Consider the following 18,221-nt stretch of genomic DNA (forward strand, 5'->3'; position numbering starts at 1 on the left):
AGGCCTTTGCATTGACGATACTTTCACATCGGCTCCAGTTTGTCCGCCCGTCCGAAACAAAGGCGATGACCGCCCGCGCTGCAGCCTTGAGAAGCAGCGGCGTCAACGTCATCGTTCTCAGCCAGGGCGAGCCTGATTTTCCGACACCCGCGGCAATTTGCGAGGCCGGTGTGCGCGCCATTGGCGAAGGGCGGACGCGCTATACGGCGGTCGCCGGCGCGGCACAGCTGCGAGAAGCAATCTGCGCCAAACTGAACCGCGACTATGGGCTGGACTATGGCATCGACCAGATAACTGTCGGCTGCGGCGCCAAGCAGGTTATCTTCAACGCGCTCTATGCAAGCCTCGATGCCAGCGATGAAGTCATCGTGCCGACTCCATGCTGGGTCTCCTACCCCGATATGGTCGCCCTGGCAGGCGGAACAGCGGTGCTCGCACCATCTGGGCCGGAAAATGGCTTCAAGCTCAGGCCGGAATCTCTGGCCGCGGCCATCACGAAACGCACAAAGTGGCTGATACTGAATTCGCCATCCAACCCGACCGGCGCGGTCTACACGGCAGACGAACTCGCCGCCTTGGCCGAGGTCCTGCGCCATCATCCGCAAGTGCACATCCTGTCGGACGACATCTACGAGAAGCTTGTCTACGACATTGCTTTCGCTTCAATTCTTTCAGTCGCCCCTGATCTTTTTGAACGGGTTCTGATCGTCAACGGTGTTTCGAAAGCAAACGCGATGACGGGTTGGCGCGTGGGTTACGCCGCCGGGCCGACACAAATCATCAAAGCCATGAATACGATCCAGGGTCAGACGTCATCGCACACGAGTTCGATTTCCCAATACGCAGCGATCGAAGCTCTCGGCGGCGACCAACGTCATGTCTCGGATTTCGCGGCAGAGTTTCAAAAACGGCGCGACCTTGTCGTCGGCCTCCTAGGTCGTGCGCCAGGCTTGAGCTGCCCTGTGCCGGATGGCGCTTTCTACGCCTTTCCGTCATGCGCCGGGCTGATCGGCAAGCGTACATCGCAAGGCAAGCCCATCACCAGCGACGTCGATTTCACGGACTATCTTCTCGACCAATTCGGCGTTGCAACCGTACCAGGATCAGCCTTCCTGGCGCCTTCGTTTCTACGCATCTCCTATGCGTCGTCGCAGATAGAACTCGATCTGGCCTGCAAACGCATCATCTATGCATGCGAAGCACTGACGTGAGGATCTCAATGACCAACGCCACACGGTTACGCCGCGCAATGGCCGAGCGCGGCCTGGTTCACATCATGGCGACACACAGTCCGTTGTCGGCGATCCTTGCGGAGCAGGCAGGGTTCGACGGGGTCTGGGCATCAGGCTTCGAGCTGTCGGCGCTCTACGGTTTGCCAGACATGAGCTTCATATCGATGACTCAGCATCTCGAGATGCTTCGGGCGGTTGCCGGCAGAACCTCGCTACCCATCGTCGCCGATGTCGATACGGGCTACGGCAATGCGATCAACGTCATTCACACGGTTAGGGAATATGAGCGGGCCGGCGCAAGCGCCATTGTGATCGAAGACAAATCGTTCCCAAAGGTCACCAGTCTCGCCGTAGGCGGCCACCATGATCTGGTTCGCATCCAGGAGTTCCAAGGCAAGATCGAGGCGGCCCTCGCAACACGGTCGGATCCCGACTTCCTGATCATTGCGCGCACGGAAGCGCTGATAGCGGGACTGGGCGAGGAAGAGGCTCTGTTTCGAGCGCGCGCCTATGAACGGGCCGGTGCCGACATGATCCTCATCCATTCGAAGAGAAAGGACCCGAGCGAGATCGAGAGCTTTTCGAAAGCGTGGAATGGCGGCATTCCCCTGGTCATCGTCCCCAACGCCTATCCTGAGCTCGACACAGACCGTATTCGCGCGCTCGGCAACATCCGCATGGTCATCTATGGGAACTATGCGATCCGCGCCGCTGCCACCGCGATGAAGCATACCTTCCTGCGTATCATCGCGGATGGGGGTGTCCAGAACGTCCATCGCGACCTGTTGCCGGTAGAGGATGTCTTCCAGATACAGGGGATGGAGAAAGTCCATTCCGACGAGCAGCGTTACCTTCGCTAGGCAGGACGTGCCGACGAAACCGCATTGCTAGCCTCCCCGCAGAGCGTGGGGCTCGAAGCGGCAAACGTCGCTCGTATCGCCTCAAGCGATACCCCGAGCGCCTCGGAAAACACCCGGCCCTTCTGCCAGATCGCGACGTAATGATAGAGAGCCGAAGGCTCGACCGGTCTCGTCTCCAGGCCGAATGCTGCGTATTCCCGCGCCAGAATTTCGTTGGTGATCGAGACGCCCAGTCCCGCCGAAACAAAACCGGCTTCGTGGCCGCTGGAATCGTATTCGACCAGGATGTCCGGTTCGATGCCTTCGAAGCGTAGCGCGTTCATGTTCATTTGATGCGATGCGTAGCGAGGATCGATATCGACGATGGTTTCCCCCGCCAGATCACGAGCCTCGATGCAAGCCTGGCTGGAAAAGCGATGGCTGGGGTGAAAGACGCACACGTTCCGTGCCGATCCGAGTGGCGCCCATTGGAAGAGGCACGGGTCCAAGGGAAGTCGCGAGATTCCGAGATCCGCCCGTCCGGCAAGAATGTGCTCGCCGATCTGATCGTAGGTACCGGAGATTGTGCGCACATTCGATCCGGTTTTTGAGCGGATAATCGCAACCACTTTTGGCAATGTCACGAAACCGAACACGGCAGGCGTGGCGAGGGCGATCCGCTGCCGTCCCTCATTCTTCATCGCAAAGATCGTCGACTGGAGCCGCTCGAGCGCGTTCAATGCGAGTTCGACGTTGCGCAAGAGTTCCCAGGCTTGCTGCAAAGGCAGAATACGGTTCGTCGACCGCTCGAACAGGGTAATGCCGAGCGTGGCTTCGAGCTGCTTGACATGCTGGCTGATCGCCGGCTGGCTAATGCCCAGGGCGGCCGCGGCACGCCTGGTGGAGCCTTCTCGGAGTACCTCGCGAAAGACCTGGAGCTGCCGAACCTTCAATCCGCTCTGCAACAGCTCCATTTCCGCAAGTCCTTACATCCGCCAATGCCTGGGCGTTGCCTCACAGGCTTCCCGGGACGCTCCCTGTCACCTGCTACGAACAATCTCGAATCCGGCACAGTATAGTCACTATAGTGACTGGTAAAGTGGGCGGTTTGCTTATCGCTATGCGCCCATGCGGCTGGTGGAGATATTCGGGGCAAATGTGCGCAGGGTTCGACTGCAGCGCGGAATGACCCTGGAAGCTCTCGCGACCGAAGTTGACCTCGCCTACAGCTATATGGGCGGTATAGAGCGGGGACAGCGCAACCCAAGCCTGAACGTCGTCGAGAGGATCGCGAAGGCGCTGGACAGCGACGCACAGACGCTGCTGCGCGCAACTTCTGCGAGGAGTGAGCCGGCGGATCGGTGAGCGTTGCCATTGAGTGTCAGCATCCGTAGCGGCCTACCCAGCGCGTCCGCCTTCACGCCAGCGCTGCGGCTAGTCAATAAGCCGTTCGTTTGCTTACTTTTGCTCGTCTTCAAATCTGGGAGGGAAAAATGGCAGACGACAAATCGAAGCGTGGCGGATCTGATCGGGACCGCATCGCGACAGGCCAAGCGTATGAGGTAAACTATTTTGCGCGCAAGCACGGCTTGTCGATGGAGGTACGTCGAAGATCATCAAGCAGGCCGGCGGCGACAGAGACAGAGCCAACAAGCTGGCGGAACAGAAGAATGCCGTAAGGTACGTTCAAGGAAAGCTCCATACGTCAGCGGGCTCGTCGGGATGATGGTTGAATGGACTCCACTCCCGGAGTAGTCCGGACTTGCCGACCAACGAACATTCGACGAGGGTGGCTCGCAATACAGTGCAGAGTTGTCGAGATTCCCGGCGCAGCGTTGATTGGCCACCGAAACGCGATGGACATGCAAAACCTGAACTGGGCGTGCCGCAGGGCTCTCGTGTAGCTAAACGTGCGCCGCGTCGGTTTGCATATGCGTGAAGTGACGATCGAGGCAGGCGCATCCAGGGCAACAGCCACAATCCTCCGCCCTATAAGTTAAGATGCTGAGACATCCATCCTTCCGGGTCGCGGCAATGGCTGTAGCCACCACCAACAGGATCGTCTGCGCTTTACCAAAGTACGTTCTGATTGGGACCAGATTACTGCTTCGCGCAAAAAGGGCTGTTTGTCGGCGACGGTCACGCACACGTCGTAATTTCTGCTCTGTCTCATCACCGTTGTTCGACAATATCTGCACAAATTCCCGCCAGATTGAAATCGCACGCTTTCACTCAGCGCTGCTCAAATGGCCGGTGCGCGTCTCGGCGCCTCCAGTCAGCAATTGAACCACGAAGGAGTTTTAAAATGAAGAAGCTTGCTCTGTTTACCTGCGCAGCAACGTTTGCACTCGTTTCCGTTTCTACGACGAGTGCGTTTGCTGGCCCGGCCAGGATCGACAACACCAAATTCTCTGTGAAAACTGAAGCCAAAAGCGATGTTCTCAAAATCGCGCAGAAGAAACAGGAAAAGAAGCAAGAAAACACAACAAAAGGAAAGACCAAGAAGTAATCTTCTTCAATACGGCATCCTTGCCAAACGCTGCGCCGAAAGACGCAGCGTTTCCATATTGGAAAAGCTGAACGCGGTAATTTCCAAAGAAATATCTCACGGATCATGGCATGGATTCGATCCATGCACGAGGGTCGAGCATAAGGGAAAACTTGATTTCGAACATCACGATCCCGATGCGGGCCGACACACTTAACAAGCGTGTCGCGCTGATTACGGTGCTCACCCTTTCCCTTGCGTTCTCCGAGGCGCGTGGAAGAGCGCCCACATCGCCGTGTTAAAATACCAAATCGAAGTGCCCATTCTGCACTCGCCGCACGACTATCGTTGCCAGCGAGCGAGCCCAACCTCACTAGCATCACCGCAAAATCAAAAAGGCGACCTGATCGAAACAGGGCAGTGAGTGTATCGGAGCCGCGACATGCGCCCTCTCCGACAGCCTTGGCATCGTGGGAGCCGGCTTCATCGGGGTAGTGCTGTCCGGGGCTTGCGCCCGCTGCCGAGCGAGCCGCGAGCCCTGGCGAGAGACGTCTCCTGCAAAATCGAAGCCGAGACGATTATGCAAGGCTCCCGCAATGGAAGGCATGGAAAGTCGGCGTGTTCTCTGCCGATCCAACGTCGGCGGGTCGGTTCCGGTGTTCATAATTGCAATGATGATTGCGTTTCCTTTTCGATCCGCCACCTCTCTTCTATTGTTTTTGCACAGAGTGCCGGGGCGAACGAGGGCGCAACTGCCCTTGGTGGCATTACTGGCACTGGCTTGTTTCCTTGCCGGCTGCGCCGCGCCAGATACGCGGCCAACCAATGCACCGCTCGCGCTCGGAAACAGCAGCCAGGCGGCGGGCGTGTCGTTGCAAGGGGACGATACGGCGATCGTACTTACTTTTTCCGGTGGCGGAGCCCGTTCTGCGGCGTTCGGCTACGGCGTTCTGTCAAGCCTTGCGCGCACGCCCTCGGCGTCACGCGGGCGCAGCCTGGCCGATGACGTCGTCGTGGTGGGTGGCGTTTCGGGCGGGGCCATGCTCGCGGCCTATTTCGCGCTGCACGGCCCGACCGGGCTGCCCGACTTCCAGCGCGATTTCCTCGCGAGCAATGCCGAAGCGTCGCTGCATACCAGCTTCGGCCCGGCCAATCTGTTGCGTGGCTATCGCGGCGGTGTCAATGATCGCAACGACCTGCCCCCCTGGCTCGACGCCAACCTCTATCACGGCGCCACGCTCGGCATGTTAGACCGGCCAGGGCGTCCCCGACTGGTGATTCATGCCACCGATCTCTATAATCGCACGCCCTTCATATTCGACAGGGCATCCTTCGCCGCCATCTGCAGCAATTTCAACGATTATCCACTTGCTTATGCCGTCGCCGCTTCCACTGCGGTGCCAGTCGCCTTTGCACCGATCTCCCTGCGCAACTACCGCTCGAACTGCCCGCCGGATGCCGCGGCCGGCATCGCGATGGCTACAAAACCGACCGTGAAACCCGTTTCCCTGGTCGAGGAGCAATATCAGCAATCGCTTGATCGCTATGGCCATGTCGGCAATCTTAATTTCCTCAAGCTCTATGATGGCGGCCTCGTCGACAACATCGGTAGCCAGACGCTGCTGCATTTGATGAACCGGGAGGCCCCAGAACCTTTGCCGGCTGAGAACGCCAGGAGGATCCGGCATCTGCTCTTCGTCGTCGTCGACGCTTCAACCCGCATCGGCGGGAGCTTGTCGGAGACAACCGATAGCCCCTACGCGATGGATACACTTGTGGCTGCGACGGATGCCGTCATCAACATTCCCGGCTTCCAGAGCTTCGACGAATTGCGCCGCCGCCTGCCATCATGGGCCCAGAAGGTAGTGGCCTGGCGCTGCCGCGAGGCGGCTGCCCGCGCCTCCTGCCGCGACCTCGATGTGTCAATCATCCGAGTTGCCCTGTCGGATGTCGAGGACCCCGTCACTGCGCATCGGATCCTCGGCCTACACAACACGCTCACTCTCAAGCCGGCGGACGCGATTTTTTTGCGCAATCTCGGCGGCGCCCTCCTGGCTCGCCAACCTGGCTATCAGCGTTTCCTGGCACGGCTCAGCACATGGCAGCGCCCCAACTATATGAGGAGCGCGCGAAGGAACTGACTGAAGACATTGCTTTCGAAGAAGCCTCGGAGGAAACCGCGACTTTTGGCACCGTTCACGGACGCAGCCGCGCTGGAAGCCGCTGAGGCGAAGCCGCTTGCCGCCGACCGCCGCACCAAGTCGGAGGGCCGCTAACAGTTGTTCGCAGTGCCAGAACTTCACCATATGCAACGGCACCTGCAAGAGGTGCGCGACTTGCGGCGCTACCAGCGGGGTGCAGATGGTTTGAACCCTTGGTAGGTGAAAATGCGACCCGATTTTGTCTCTGCAGGAAGCATTTTGGCACTAACGCCACCTAAAGTTTGTCTCTGACGATCAAAACATAAATTTCCCGGCGCTCCACGAGTGCCCGGAATGCAACAAGGAACAAAACAGAGACTTAGTTAGAAGCATCAGGGGGCAACAGCTCATTCAACACACCAGTTTCGCTCGCTTGGAATGAACAGAAGCATGGGTGAGCATCAAGAGGGTCCCGGCAGTTCGATGCAAACCGCCGAGAACCGATGAGCAAGCCGTGGTTTCGGGTTAAGAAATACGGCTACGGGGCCGACTTGCCCTATGGAGCTGGATGGTCATCGTTGGATATTTTGCCGCCGTCGCTTTTGTCGCGGTCTGCTGGTCGAGCTACAGCGAAGAGCATCCCTGGCGCTACCTTGCAACCATAGCGATGCTGACCGCGATCGCCGTGTTCGTGAGCTGGGCAAAGAGCGATCGGCCATGGCGCTAGAGAAATGGTGAGAACGGCAGCGACAGCGACTGATCATTGCGTCCCTTGCGCGCCACAAGCGTGACTTCGCCGCTGCTTGCCACCCATCCCAGGAAGGAGCAGCAGTTGGAAACGTAACTGTCGCCATCGGATCATTTGATCCGTCTCTTGTTGTCCCAGTCCTCTATCAACTCACTCAAGCATCCCGCGATAGATACCCGGTCCGGACTCCGAAATTGGTGTTGCACCGACCGCATGCTGGCCGCAGGTCCGACATCACCGATGATAGCATAACCGTATCCCATATTCTTCATGTCGAGCAGTGTTGTCAGCAGCAATGCGTGTCCGATGCCCTTTCCACGCTCGGCTTCGTCTACCACGGTAGGACCGAAAAAACCGCGCGCCGTAGTGTCGTAACAGGCGAAACCGATCATCCCTTCTTCCATGGAAGCAAGGAAACAGGTTGGTGGGCAGCGGGACATCGCGATCGTGGTTTCACTCGACCAGCGCGACTGGAATTTCCTCCGCACCCAATCGGTCACCAATTCCAACTCCGGCGCCAACACGCGCCGGATCGTCACACCGGCGTTCCTACGCGCTCGGGCAGCGCCGGATCTGGGTACACCTGAGAAAGATTGACCAGGTAGTCCATGCAAATGTCTCCAGCGGCTTCGAGATTTGCTGTTCTCAGGTTCTAACCTGGGCTCGGCGCAGTCAGCAGTGCAATCTCGCGCCAGTCCCAGCATCGAACAGATGCAGCTTGCTGAAGTCAGGCTGGAGCGCAAGCCTGTCGCCAGGTCGTACGTCGATCCGATCACGCGTCGTGGACAGGGGATTGGGAAGCCTGCAACGCGGCTCGACGCCGCTTGACGGTCGATGAGGTCCGGCTGCGCGTCAGACGCCTTGTGCTCGACGCGTTGGAGACTCCCGACTACCACCATCAATCGACGATTGTCGCAGTCGATCGCGCTGCTGTAAGGCGGGCGGAGGCACTAACGGAATTGATCGGCGCCCACCATTCCAGGTCCCTGTCGTCGACGGAGCTGGCTCGCCTTGCAAACATTCACCCCAGCACCGCCAACAGAACCTTTCGCGATGTGCTGGGCGTTTCGGTCAATGAGTATCTGATGCGCTACCGACTGTCCCAGGCCATGCAGCGCCTGGCCGACACCAACGATCCGATCCTTCAAATCGCATACGGATGCGGCTTCGGCTCAAGTAGCCGGTTCTATGATCTTTTCAAACACCGCACAGGAATGACACCCAAGGCGTTTCGTGCCCGAGCTGGCCTGGTGAAAGAATAGGGTCGGGTCGCCACTTCCAAGCCTGACAGGTTCTCTGACTGCACGCTGCGAATAGGACAGCCGCGGCCGCTGCAAGGGATTGGTTTCATACGCGATAGCGTCGGCCCTCACCCCGTGATCGCGCCCAGCCTCAACCAGAGCACGCCGTCCTTGCCGCTGGCCAAGCCGAGCGCGTTGTCAAAGCGCAGGTTCGTTCGCCGAAAAAACGATAAATTGCCGCTTCATCTCGGAGCTTGCGAGCTTGCCACTCGGCCACTTTCGCTGCCGTCTTGGGATGTGCCCCCTCCCTGAGCAGTTCGTTTTATCAATTCCAATGACGGGCGAGGTTGAATGCGTGACTCACGCTTCGACGCGCGGCGAGCCATCGACGCCACTGCCAGGAAATAGGCTGTTTGAACGATCCAGGCCGCTAATACGGCAAGGCCCACGGCTTGCCAGAGCGATCCTCCGTTCACATAAAACCAGCCAAATGTCGCAAAGAACGTTACCGTCATTCCTGCGAAAAACTGGAGGAAATGCATCGAGGTGATCCCGTGAGGGGGGAGGAAATGTTTCACAATTAGTCATGCATGTTTAATTTTTGTCGAAAGACTATGGAGAATTGGTGGATGGTAATTCACAAATAGAGTTACTTAGCAAAAATCCTCGCCTTTCGCTGGCCAAGCCAGAAAGCTGTCAGGATTGCGCCGAGCTTTTGCTGTTTCCAGTCGGCGTCGGAGGTCCTGGCGATGTCTCTTCAAGACGCCACAAGCGTGCACAAGCTCACATGACTTGGTGTAATTGAACTTTTACTATCGGGCGCCGCCGTCGCTGTTTTCCTCCAGCGTCGCAAATTGCCTTGGCGCTCCCGACGACCGCCATCCATGCCGGCGGTTTGCTACGCAACATGCATCGCTCGCGAGCGACTGCGCTGATAGGTTAGAAGCCGATCAAGGCAAGACCGTACGCGGGATGCGCTTGTTCTTGAGGCTGCCAATCTCGCGGCAAGCGATCTTGCTGGTTTTGGAGAAGGCTCGTAGAGGGCTGCGAATAGGTTCGATCGGGCTCGTGCGATCATACGTGGCCGGGGCTCGGCATGTTTGCTGTCGGCTAGCGCGGTAAGTCAGCCCGCAGCAATTCGATGAAGTGCACGGCGGAACCTTTGACGTGCTGCTCTACGACGTGTACCGCCTTCTCGACATCCTGCTGGCGCACTGCTTCAAGCAGCATTCGGTGCTCCTGCAAGATCGCCTTGCGTCGTGCTTGGCCGATTGTATAGCGGCGCCCCAGCAATCCCACCAAAATGCGTTTTTGCTTCCACAGATCGATGGCTTGCTTGTTGTAGTGACGCTGATAGGTCAAACCATGAATTTCCGTGTCCAGACGGCGATAGGTTTGGGTGTCGCCGAAGTTATGCTCCTCGAATCTATCGATCAACCAGGCGAGTTTCTCGATCTCCTCTGGAAGGGCGAATTCGATGAAACGGCGAATGAGATAGGGCTCGATCAGCGCTAGCAATTCGTAGACATTGCGCACGAACTGCTCATTTATCGGCCTCACGAAGGCTCCCTGATTGTGATTGATCTGGACCAGCCCTTCGCCCTGAAGACGCTGCAGCGCCTCACGGATCGGATTCGAACTCGTCTCGAAACGACGGGCGAGTTCCTGGATCTTGAGCCGCGAGCCGGGGGCGAGCGTGCCATCGATCATCGCCTCGCGAATGCGATCGTGGACGGTCGTCGCACCGTCAACGTCGTCGAATTGCTCCCGCTCCCCCTCTCGCGGTTGGTTAGCCGTCATTCACACCTCCAGCACTGCGATATCCACCATCCCCCCGTGTTTATCGAAAGCATGATTTTGTACAAAGCGAAAATTTCGTACGCAAAATGCAAAAATCATACATTATATTTTGACGTTCGTGCATTGCGCTGTTAGCCGTACATTTATGCTGAACGCCCAAAGGGAATGGCCGCGAGTTTGGTTCCACAGCAGGCTGGCTGTTGCCGTGCGAGCTTCAAATTTCGTTCCACGCCCGTTTGTGAGCGACATCGCAGTCGGTGCCGTGAAAGAGTGATACATGGCTAGAAGGAATTCGCTGATGCCGCTTTCTGAGTGCGTGGTGATCGTCACAGGAGGTGGCGCAGGCATTGGTCTTGGCATCGTCGAGGCGGCTGGCGCGCTCGGTGCCCACATCGTCGTTGCCGAGAAGAATGTTGCGTTGGCTGAGAGCGTAGCTGCTCTTGGCCGCAACACGGATTTCATCGAAACTGACGTTTCCGACCCGGATAGCATTACCAGGCTCTTTGCGTCAGTCGATGATCGGTACGGCAGGCTCGACGGACTGGTCGACTGGAACGGGATTCCGTCCGGGATGGTCGTTGCGGTGATGGACTATCGAGCATACCGCGCCGCCGAATGTGGGTGAACATGTGGCGAGCAAATGGCCGTGCGGTGCTTCATCCGGCCCGGCTTTCAATTGAGGCCGGCCTCAATGTCGGTGTTGTTGATACGTCGGTCCGGCACGACACGACCGTGCCCTAGCAGACGATACAACTGCGTCCCGCGCCAAGTGACCGCCCAAAAAGCCACCTCCCCCAATCGAATCGTAGGCCTGTCGAAGCCGGAAGCGATCATGCGATACGGCGTGATGAGCCCAACTTCAGAGAGATTGCCGAAGCGGGCTTACCTTGGTCGGCAGGGTCAGCTTCAGCTGGAGCTGCTTGGCGAACTGGAAGTCTGGGCTAAGATTTGTCGACCGGTCGGAGCGAGAGCGAACTCAATATCACGTCGAGGGGTCGGCGCGCCCACCGGCACGACGCGAGAGCGACGATCGGGCCAACCCACCTACGACCCTGGGATTCGTGAAGATGGCCAAACGGTGTTGGGGCCATCGGCTGCGATGTATCCCGATGTTGATCATTCACCTGGTTCGACCCTTCGCCATCCGCGCCGTTCTGGGCCAGAGCGAGAGGCAGCCTCAAGATGACGAGCGTGCCACGGCCCGAAGGATTCTGAAACGACATCGCCCCATTGTTCAGGGCTATGATCTCTCTTGCGATTGCGAGCCCCAAACCGCTTCCAGGTGCCCTTTCATCGAAGCGCTGCCCTCGCACGCCAACCAGATTCAAGTTCGAACGATCTATTCCTGGTCCGTCGTCACCTATTCCCAGTTCCGCCCAATCGCGGTCCTTGCGAACCTGGACGCTTACCGTGGATTTCGCCCATTTGACCGCATTCTCCAAAACGACCCCGACAAGTTCGATGAGATCGTTTGCGTCAATATCGACCTCGAGCTCATCTTTCATGTCAGCCAGCCACGCAAGACCTTCGCCTTTCTTTGTCTTCTTCAGGACGAGCATCGCGCGTGCCACGATGGGATTAAGCGGAGCTCTCAACATATGCAGCCGTGCGCGATGACGCAGCCTCGACAAGCGCAGTTGATAGTCGATGCGCTGGTGCATCTCATTCACCAGATCGGAGATGACGGTCGCGTGGTGATGATTGCCGCGCCTCTCCAGTTCATGCGCGACGGTGCCGATTACCGAGAGCGGGGTCTTGAGCCCGTGTGCCAGATCTGCGGCACGCGAACGCGCGAACTCAATCGAGTTCTGTTGCAACGCCAGCAGCTCATTGACCTCGACGACCAAGGGAACAACCTCCGCCGGATAACTGCTTTCGACAGAACTCGCTGCGCCCTTGCGAATGCTCTCGACATCCCGACGCAGTCTCTTGAAGGGCAAGAGACCGAAATGAACCTGCAGGACAGCAATAATGACGAGAGCGCCACCCAAGATAAGCAAGGCTGTCACCATCGACCAGGCGAAGTCCGTGATGGAGTCGTCGAGTATGGAGCGGTCCTGGGCAACGATGATCTGGTAATGCTTGACCTGTTGATTGGTCTTGAAGTTCGCGTTCGAAGACAAGGCAATTAGCGACTGCCCTGCAGGTCCCGTCATGGTTGAGAACCGCTGCCCTTCCAGCCGGGGATCTGTATCCAGCAGGCGATCCCATAGTGAACGGGAGCGTAACGTCCGCTGGGAGTCCAGATCGCGGACCTGCCAATAAAGGCCGCTTTGCGGCGTGTCGTAGCGCGGGTCGGGCAGCCGACCTGAAAGACGCGGCATCGTGCCGGTCACATCCAGGTCGACAAGCGCCACGAGCCGCGCCATGGTTGCCGACAGGTCAGACCGCGCGCCCCGCTCCACGCTTTCGACGAACATGTAGCCAAGCGCGATGCCGGCCAAAACGAGCGCAAAGGCGATCGAGACGACAGTCCCCACAATCATCCGAACCTTGAGCGAGCCAAGTTTCATCAGAAATTGCCGAGCGTATATCCGAGCCCGCGACGCGTTACGATCACGTCGGCTCCCAGTCGTTTTCGCAGTCGGGCCACCAGGACCTCGACGGAATTGGAGTCCCTCGCGAAATCCTGGGAATACAGGTGCTCTGTTATCTCCAGTTGCGAGACAACTCTCTCCCGCTGATGCACCATGAAAGCAAAGAGGCGGTATTCCTGCGGGGTCAGCGATACAGGAAGCCCGTCTCGGGTTACCTGCTTCATACGCGTGTCGAGCATGTATCGACCGATTTCGATCTGGGACGACGAAAAGCCACCTGCTCGACGCACAAGGGCTCGTATACGGGCAACGACCTCTTCGATGCGAAAGGGCTTAACCACGTAGTCGTCAGCACCTGCCTCTATACCTTCGACTCTCTCATTCCATTGGCCACGGGCGGTCAGGATCAGCACGGGCATATTCCGCCGTGCTCGACGCCAGCGCTTAAGAATCGTCAATCCATCTAAATCCGGAAGCCCCAGGTCGAGGATGACAGCGTCGAATGTTTCAGTATCGCCACGAAACCAGACGTCTTCGCCCTGGGAAGAAAACTCAATTGCAAAGCCTGCCGCTCCAAGTGCCTGACCAAGCGCCTGAGCAATGCGGCGATCATCTTCGGCCACCAGCACGCGCATCTGTCATTTCACTCCGACCAGGCGACCGCTTCGGGCATCGAACGAATAACGACGGAGCTGATCTCCGGATTCCAGAACCTTCATTTCGTAGCGAAGTGACCCGCCGACCGACTTCAACTGCGCATCCAGGATCTGGCCATCGGTCAACTTCCGGGTTTCTGCAGCGATGGCATCCAGGGGAAGAGCGTGTTGGTTCTGCACCGCATCGAGGGCTGCATCCTTGCCCCGGTCGCCATCGAAATCGGGGGATGGTCGTGCGATCGAATAATCTCCCCAGATGCCACCGGCGTGCCCATGGCCTGGGTCATCGGATTCCGACTCCGAATCCGAATCCGAACTGCTGACGCCGCCGCTTGCGCCATCGTCCGAGCCATCGCCCGACTCCTGAGCATGCGCGCCTGCCGATAGCAGCATCAGCAGCAGCGCCCCGCACATCACGAGACCCTTCAAGTCAGTCCATCGTCTCACAGCAGTCTCCGGATTCACCTGTCACTTTACAGGAGCGCAGCTGAAAATTCGCTGACATTCGCTTCAGCAGCCTGTCAGCTTCGCCGGTTTAGAAGCATGCGCATGGAACGGGACAACTCGCAAGCGCGGCGCGGCAGGCAAGAGGGAAGAATGGTGTTTGGCCTGATCCCCGGCTTTGCTTTCGTCGCCATACTGTGCGCGACAGTGCTCACCATCCCTTTCGTGCAGCACAAACCCACATTGGATTTCCATTGGACGATGAAATGCCCTCGCTGGGGGGGATTTGGGCTCCCTCCATGCTCGTAAACCAAGACCTTTCGAAACCGGCAGAAGCTCGCGAGGAAGCCATTTCTGGACCAGTCTCTGGTCGGCCGAGCCAGCGCGGGACACGCTCCTCGGAAATCAAGGCCCTCTACATTGACAAAAAAATTCACGCCCGCGCCAACGCGTTCGTGCGCCTCTCGGCCAGCCGCCCCGTAGCGCAAGACAATCGGGGACGGCTGCTGCTCGACCGTTCCGCCGAAAATTTGCTCAATCTTGCGGTCGGCCACGATCGGACAAAGTCACCATATCCGTGGCGTCCGCTGGAAGCGCGGCAAGGTGATGCAAAACACTTCCAGTTTCGGCTCCAGCCAGAGCCGGTGACGGTGTTGGGATATCCTTCAAACGAGGTGGGTCATGGCCACAATCGGGTTCACACATCAGCAAGCGAGATCGGAAAGAAACTTGAATTTTCGATCTCGTGAACGCAGATCCCGTCCAATTGCGATTGAAGGAGTTTTCAGGAAATCCGCATCCAGACTCGATCGTCGTCTCGGCACCTGGATGGCGGCAATCACTGGCATCGCGCTCGCTGTGATGATTGCCGGAATGTTCCTATTCTACTCTCTCGTTGAATATATTGATCCAATGTTCTGGTGGAAGGACTGGAACTCATACTGGCCACAGCCAATCGAATGTATGGCCTTTGTCACTCTCTGGATATTGGGTATTGGCGGTGCGATTGCTGCTGCGGCGTATTTCGCACGCCGCATTATTCGCCCGCTTGAATCGGTCGGCTCCGCAGCACAGCGCATCGCGCGAGGTGATCTGTCAGCACGCGCAACGCCGCAGGAGGCGATGTTCGATGAAACGCGCCGGCTTGTCGACAATTTTAACGCAATGGCCAGTCATTTGAATCGGGCAGAGACAGCAATGGGAGACTGGAACCTGGCCATTGCACATGAATTGAGAGCGCCGCTGACGATCTTACGCGGGCGGCTACAGGGGATCGTCGACGGTGTCTTTGCAACGGAAACGATATCGTTTCGCGGACTGGTGGCCCAAGTTGATACCCTTAACCGCATCGTCGAGGACCTCAACGTTTTCACACTTGCACGACGCGGCAGGCTGGAACTCCGGCTCGAAACCATCGATCTTGCCGACGAAATCGCCACGGTGATCTCCGTCGTCGCCCCGGAGCTCAAGAAAGCCGGCATCGACGTCTTGTTCGATTTGGGTTGCAGCGTACAGGTTCTGGCCGATAGTGCGCGGATAAGGCAGGCAATTCTCGCCATCCTCGAAAATGCGCGAAAATACGCGGCCCCTGGCCTTCTTCGCATCGAAACGTTCGCAATGCACGAGAAGGGAATGTTGCGTTTCTGCGACGATGGTCCCGGCCTCCCCCCTGGCAGTGAACACTTGGTGTTTGAGCCATTCTGGCGCGCTGACGGGCGTCGGTTGCACCCGAACGGCGGCAGTGGTTTAGGTTTGGCCGTTGTGCAAGCCATTGCACATGCGCACGGTGGCACCGCTCATGCGCGTGCAGGGGAGCCCCGGGGGGCTATCTTCGAAATCTGCCTGCCTTGTGCCGAAGCGAACAGCGTCTAGCACGGTCGGAACGTGTCTGGGCGACTTCCCGGCTTCTTACGCAAAACGGAGAACGTTGTGTCGGCAACTCACGGTTTTTGCTGCTCGCCATCTGCAGATCTGTCTTCGTGACCGATGGGATATCCGCCGGATAGCACCTGAAGCGGTTTCCTCGGGGGGCAAACGCGTGCCGTCTCGATGGCAATCGCTATTCACAAGCCCCGCGATCCTGAATCGCGGCTATCGGGTTATGATTTAGGAATATTAGCGAGACTGAATATGATTGGCGGCGGGCGCATGGTAGACCTTTATCGGTTTCGCAGATTTCTCTACGAGCGCAGCGGTCTCGTTTTGTGGCTTCTGTCCATCACGACAGCGTTGGCAATCGCGGCCCTAAAACCGCAAATTCATTCTGTTTTACCCGCTTATGAATTCGGGGCGGCGATGTTCAGTTCGGAGCGCCCGCTCTACGATCTGAATACCGCGATGGGGTATGTGTATGCGCCGGCCTTCGCCGTTTTCTACGCCCCATTCGCTGCTCTTGGATCCCATGTTGGCGGGATTCTGTGGCGGCTTCTCGGCGTGTGTACCCTTACTGTGGCAACGATCAAACAAGCTCGCGTCATTGACAAAAGCAACGCGATGGCACTCGCCTCTACGGCGTTCTTCTTGGCCATACCATTGTCTCTAGGCGCAATTCGCAATGGTCAAGCCACCGTTCTGTTTACCGCGGCGTGTTGGATGCTTATTCTGTCAGCCCGCGACAATTGCCGCGCCGCAACGGTGGCTTGGGCATTGGTCGCATTGGTCGCCAAGCCAACGGCGATTGTCGTCATCTTGCTCACCGGCGCAATTAGGCCGCGACTGATCCCGTTCCTTGTGTTTGCGATAGCTCTGGCGTTTGCAATACCCTACGCATTTGCTTCAATCGAATATGTCAATGAACAGCACCTCGAATTTTTCCGTCTCCTCACGTCAATGAGCGCAAACAGCTCTGGCACATTCGAAGCGGCAGATTTTACAGCACCGTTCACGGCCTTGAACATCTCGCTTTCTGCCAATGTGACGATCATACTACGGGCGGTGGCCGCCGGGGTCGTTCTCCTCACGTCGCTGTGGCTGGATCATCGGGGCGATAGACAATTGCGTTCTTTTGTCATCTTCCTCCTGGCGGCTTATTACATGACCGTTTTCAATCCCCGGGTGGAATCCAATACTTACCTCATGCTCGTTGTACCAACGGCGCTCGCGATCTCACTGATGAAAATCCGCTGCGAGAATCGGAGAATTCCACTTGTCCTTGGAGCCGCAATTTTCTTGTGTGGCTGGACCGGTGTCAGTCACGACCTTCACAGCGCTCTCAATCCCTGGTTCAAGCCGGCCGCTATGAGCCTAATCGCCCTGCCGATATGCCATTGGCTAATCCGACAAAGCACTGAGCCGAGCTCTTCATCACTTTCGGACACACGAACTGAACCTCAAAATGCCGATTTGTAAAATCAGCATCGATACCGGGCGCAGCCACGGTCCTGCCTGCGTCTCTTGAGGTGTCCAGCGGCCGTCTGCGCGACCCTTGAAGTACAGATGTAGTGGGCACTGGGTGCAGTAGCGGCTTTAAGTGGCAGATCGCTTGGAGTACAGCGCGAAAGCCGCTCGTGACTTGCATAAACCGGTTCATGGTCAACGGGCGAAAATCTGCCGGCACCCATCCACCCGAAAGGGGATATATTCGAACACCGTCATCGCGTGATACAGCATTGCGGCAGACACCACGGCAGCCATCGCATCCGGCGATCTAGTCGCATTCGATAGGGTATGTGAAGCCTTCTCGCAGGTGACGTAAGCCCATCGCCCTCGAAATCGTGCGGCATGGCGCCGGCCCCCATCGCATTTGCAAAGGTTCCGCGTCAGCTCCGTCTGGTCGTAGCCGGTGACGTGGTTCCACTCGGCGCGTGCAGGTCGACATAGTGGTCTGTTGCCCCAGCCTCATGCGCGAAGCGAACCATGCCATGTTCCAGCACTTCCGTGTCTTGCCTGCGGGACCGGTTAGCAGAAAGTGAGGGACCGCCAGATAGCGGCTATCGGCCCGGCTGTTTCTCGACCGCCGCGATGATGAACACGCGTCTTACGTGACATATTGCTGCGGCAGCCCGCCCGACCCCGCCGACCAATTCAGAAACAATAGAGATCAACACCACAAATGTAAGCTATATAACAAAATATTATAGGGAAAATATTTTATAT

Annotated in this window: 17 protein-coding genes and 1 pseudogene; 12 read left to right on the plus strand and 6 right to left on the minus strand. The window is 57.8% G+C overall.

Annotation, left to right across the window (positions count from 1 at the left end):
* The first annotated feature begins 11 nt into the window (after positions 1-11).
* Positions 12-1,211, plus strand: coding sequence for a pyridoxal phosphate-dependent aminotransferase (locus ACFWXH_RS25925; protein WP_379124199.1), 1,200 nt, complete (start codon positions 12-14; stop codon positions 1,209-1,211).
* A gap of 8 nt (positions 1,212-1,219) precedes the next feature.
* Entirely contained in the window at positions 1,220-2,092 is an 873-nt protein-coding gene (locus ACFWXH_RS25930) for an isocitrate lyase/phosphoenolpyruvate mutase family protein (protein WP_379124201.1), read from the plus strand.
* Here ACFWXH_RS25930 and ACFWXH_RS25935 read toward each other — a convergent pair.
* On the minus strand, positions 2,089-3,045 hold the full coding sequence (locus ACFWXH_RS25935; protein WP_379124203.1) for a LysR family transcriptional regulator: 957 nt from the start codon (positions 3,043-3,045) through the stop codon (positions 2,089-2,091). The genes ACFWXH_RS25930 and ACFWXH_RS25935 overlap by 4 nt on opposite strands.
* 154 nt (positions 3,046-3,199) lie before the next feature.
* On the opposite strand from ACFWXH_RS25935, the gene ACFWXH_RS25940 reads away from it, so the two are divergent.
* The 5 genes from ACFWXH_RS25940 (at position 3,200) to ACFWXH_RS25960 (ending at position 7,427) form a co-directional block, all read left to right on the plus strand.
* Entirely contained in the window at positions 3,200-3,436 is a 237-nt protein-coding gene (locus ACFWXH_RS25940) for a helix-turn-helix domain-containing protein (protein ID WP_379124205.1), read from the plus strand.
* Positions 3,437-3,564: 128 nt separating this feature from the next.
* Complete coding sequence (locus ACFWXH_RS25945; protein WP_379124206.1) at positions 3,565-3,750, plus strand: DUF3606 domain-containing protein; 186 nt, start codon at positions 3,565-3,567, stop codon at positions 3,748-3,750.
* Between the two features lie 626 nt (positions 3,751-4,376).
* On the plus strand, positions 4,377-4,580 hold the full coding sequence (locus ACFWXH_RS25950; protein ID WP_379124208.1) for a hypothetical protein: 204 nt from the start codon (positions 4,377-4,379) through the stop codon (positions 4,578-4,580).
* Positions 4,581-5,155: 575 nt separating this feature from the next.
* Positions 5,156-6,700, plus strand: a complete 1,545-nt coding sequence (locus tag ACFWXH_RS25955; protein ID WP_379124210.1) for a patatin-like phospholipase family protein — start codon at positions 5,156-5,158, stop codon at positions 6,698-6,700.
* Positions 6,701-7,268: 568 nt separating this feature from the next.
* Positions 7,269-7,427 carry a hypothetical protein gene (locus ACFWXH_RS25960; RefSeq protein WP_379124212.1) on the plus strand — a complete coding sequence of 53 codons (159 nt, stop codon included), beginning with the start codon at positions 7,269-7,271 and terminating at the stop codon, positions 7,425-7,427.
* A 171-nt stretch (positions 7,428-7,598) separates the two neighbouring features.
* Here the strand turns inward: ACFWXH_RS25960 and ACFWXH_RS25965 are convergent.
* Positions 7,599-8,058 (minus strand): annotated as a pseudogene (locus tag ACFWXH_RS25965) (GNAT family N-acetyltransferase).
* Positions 8,059-8,272: 214 nt separating this feature from the next.
* Between ACFWXH_RS25965 and ACFWXH_RS25970 the strand changes: the two are divergent.
* The gene (locus ACFWXH_RS25970) at positions 8,273-8,710 is read left to right on the plus strand and encodes a helix-turn-helix transcriptional regulator (RefSeq protein WP_379124214.1); all 438 of its coding nucleotides are present in this window, start codon (positions 8,273-8,275) and stop codon (positions 8,708-8,710) included.
* Between the two features lie 1,089 nt (positions 8,711-9,799).
* On the opposite strand, the gene ACFWXH_RS25975 is transcribed toward ACFWXH_RS25970, so the two are convergent.
* Positions 9,800-10,489 carry a GntR family transcriptional regulator gene (locus tag ACFWXH_RS25975; protein WP_379124216.1) on the minus strand — a complete coding sequence of 230 codons (690 nt, stop codon included), beginning with the start codon at positions 10,487-10,489 and terminating at the stop codon, positions 9,800-9,802.
* Between the two features lie 298 nt (positions 10,490-10,787).
* Between ACFWXH_RS25975 and ACFWXH_RS25980 the strand changes: the two genes are divergently transcribed.
* Positions 10,788-11,114 (plus strand): SDR family NAD(P)-dependent oxidoreductase, encoded by a 327-nt coding sequence (locus ACFWXH_RS25980; protein ID WP_379124218.1) that lies wholly within the window; start codon positions 10,788-10,790, stop codon positions 11,112-11,114.
* Between the two features lie 316 nt (positions 11,115-11,430).
* Here ACFWXH_RS25980 and ACFWXH_RS25985 read toward each other — a convergent pair whose 3' ends face one another.
* From ACFWXH_RS25985 to ACFWXH_RS25995, 3 genes are read right to left on the minus strand one after another with little or no spacing between them, the layout of a single operon-like run.
* The gene (locus tag ACFWXH_RS25985; RefSeq protein ID WP_379124220.1) at positions 11,431-13,002 is read right to left on the minus strand and encodes a sensor histidine kinase; all 1,572 of its coding nucleotides are present in this window, start codon (positions 13,000-13,002) and stop codon (positions 11,431-11,433) included.
* Entirely contained in the window at positions 13,002-13,661 is a 660-nt protein-coding gene (locus ACFWXH_RS25990; RefSeq protein WP_379124222.1) for a response regulator transcription factor, read from the minus strand. The genes ACFWXH_RS25985 and ACFWXH_RS25990 overlap by 1 nt, the downstream gene beginning before the upstream one ends.
* 3 nt (positions 13,662-13,664) lie before the next feature.
* Positions 13,665-14,111 carry a PepSY domain-containing protein gene (locus tag ACFWXH_RS25995; RefSeq protein WP_379124224.1) on the minus strand — a complete coding sequence of 149 codons (447 nt, stop codon included), beginning with the start codon at positions 14,109-14,111 and terminating at the stop codon, positions 13,665-13,667.
* A 269-nt stretch (positions 14,112-14,380) separates the two neighbouring features.
* Between ACFWXH_RS25995 and ACFWXH_RS26000 the strand changes: the two genes are divergently transcribed.
* The 3 genes from ACFWXH_RS26000 to ACFWXH_RS26010 all read left to right on the plus strand — a co-directional run bounded on the left by ACFWXH_RS26000 (position 14,381) and on the right by ACFWXH_RS26010 (position 17,474).
* Entirely contained in the window at positions 14,381-14,875 is a 495-nt protein-coding gene (locus ACFWXH_RS26000; RefSeq protein ID WP_379124226.1) for a hypothetical protein, read from the plus strand.
* Entirely contained in the window at positions 14,856-15,998 is a 1,143-nt protein-coding gene (locus ACFWXH_RS26005) for an ATP-binding protein (protein WP_379124228.1), read from the plus strand. The genes ACFWXH_RS26000 and ACFWXH_RS26005 overlap by 20 nt, the downstream gene beginning before the upstream one ends.
* 177 nt (positions 15,999-16,175) lie before the next feature.
* On the plus strand, positions 16,176-17,474 hold the full coding sequence (locus ACFWXH_RS26010) for a glycosyltransferase family 87 protein (protein ID WP_379124230.1): 1,299 nt from the start codon (positions 16,176-16,178) through the stop codon (positions 17,472-17,474).
* Positions 17,475-18,221 lie beyond the last annotated feature (747 nt).

This window comes from Mesorhizobium sp. NPDC059054, from assembly GCF_042739215.1.
Classification (GTDB): Bacteria; Pseudomonadota; Alphaproteobacteria; order Rhizobiales; family Rhizobiaceae; genus Mesorhizobium.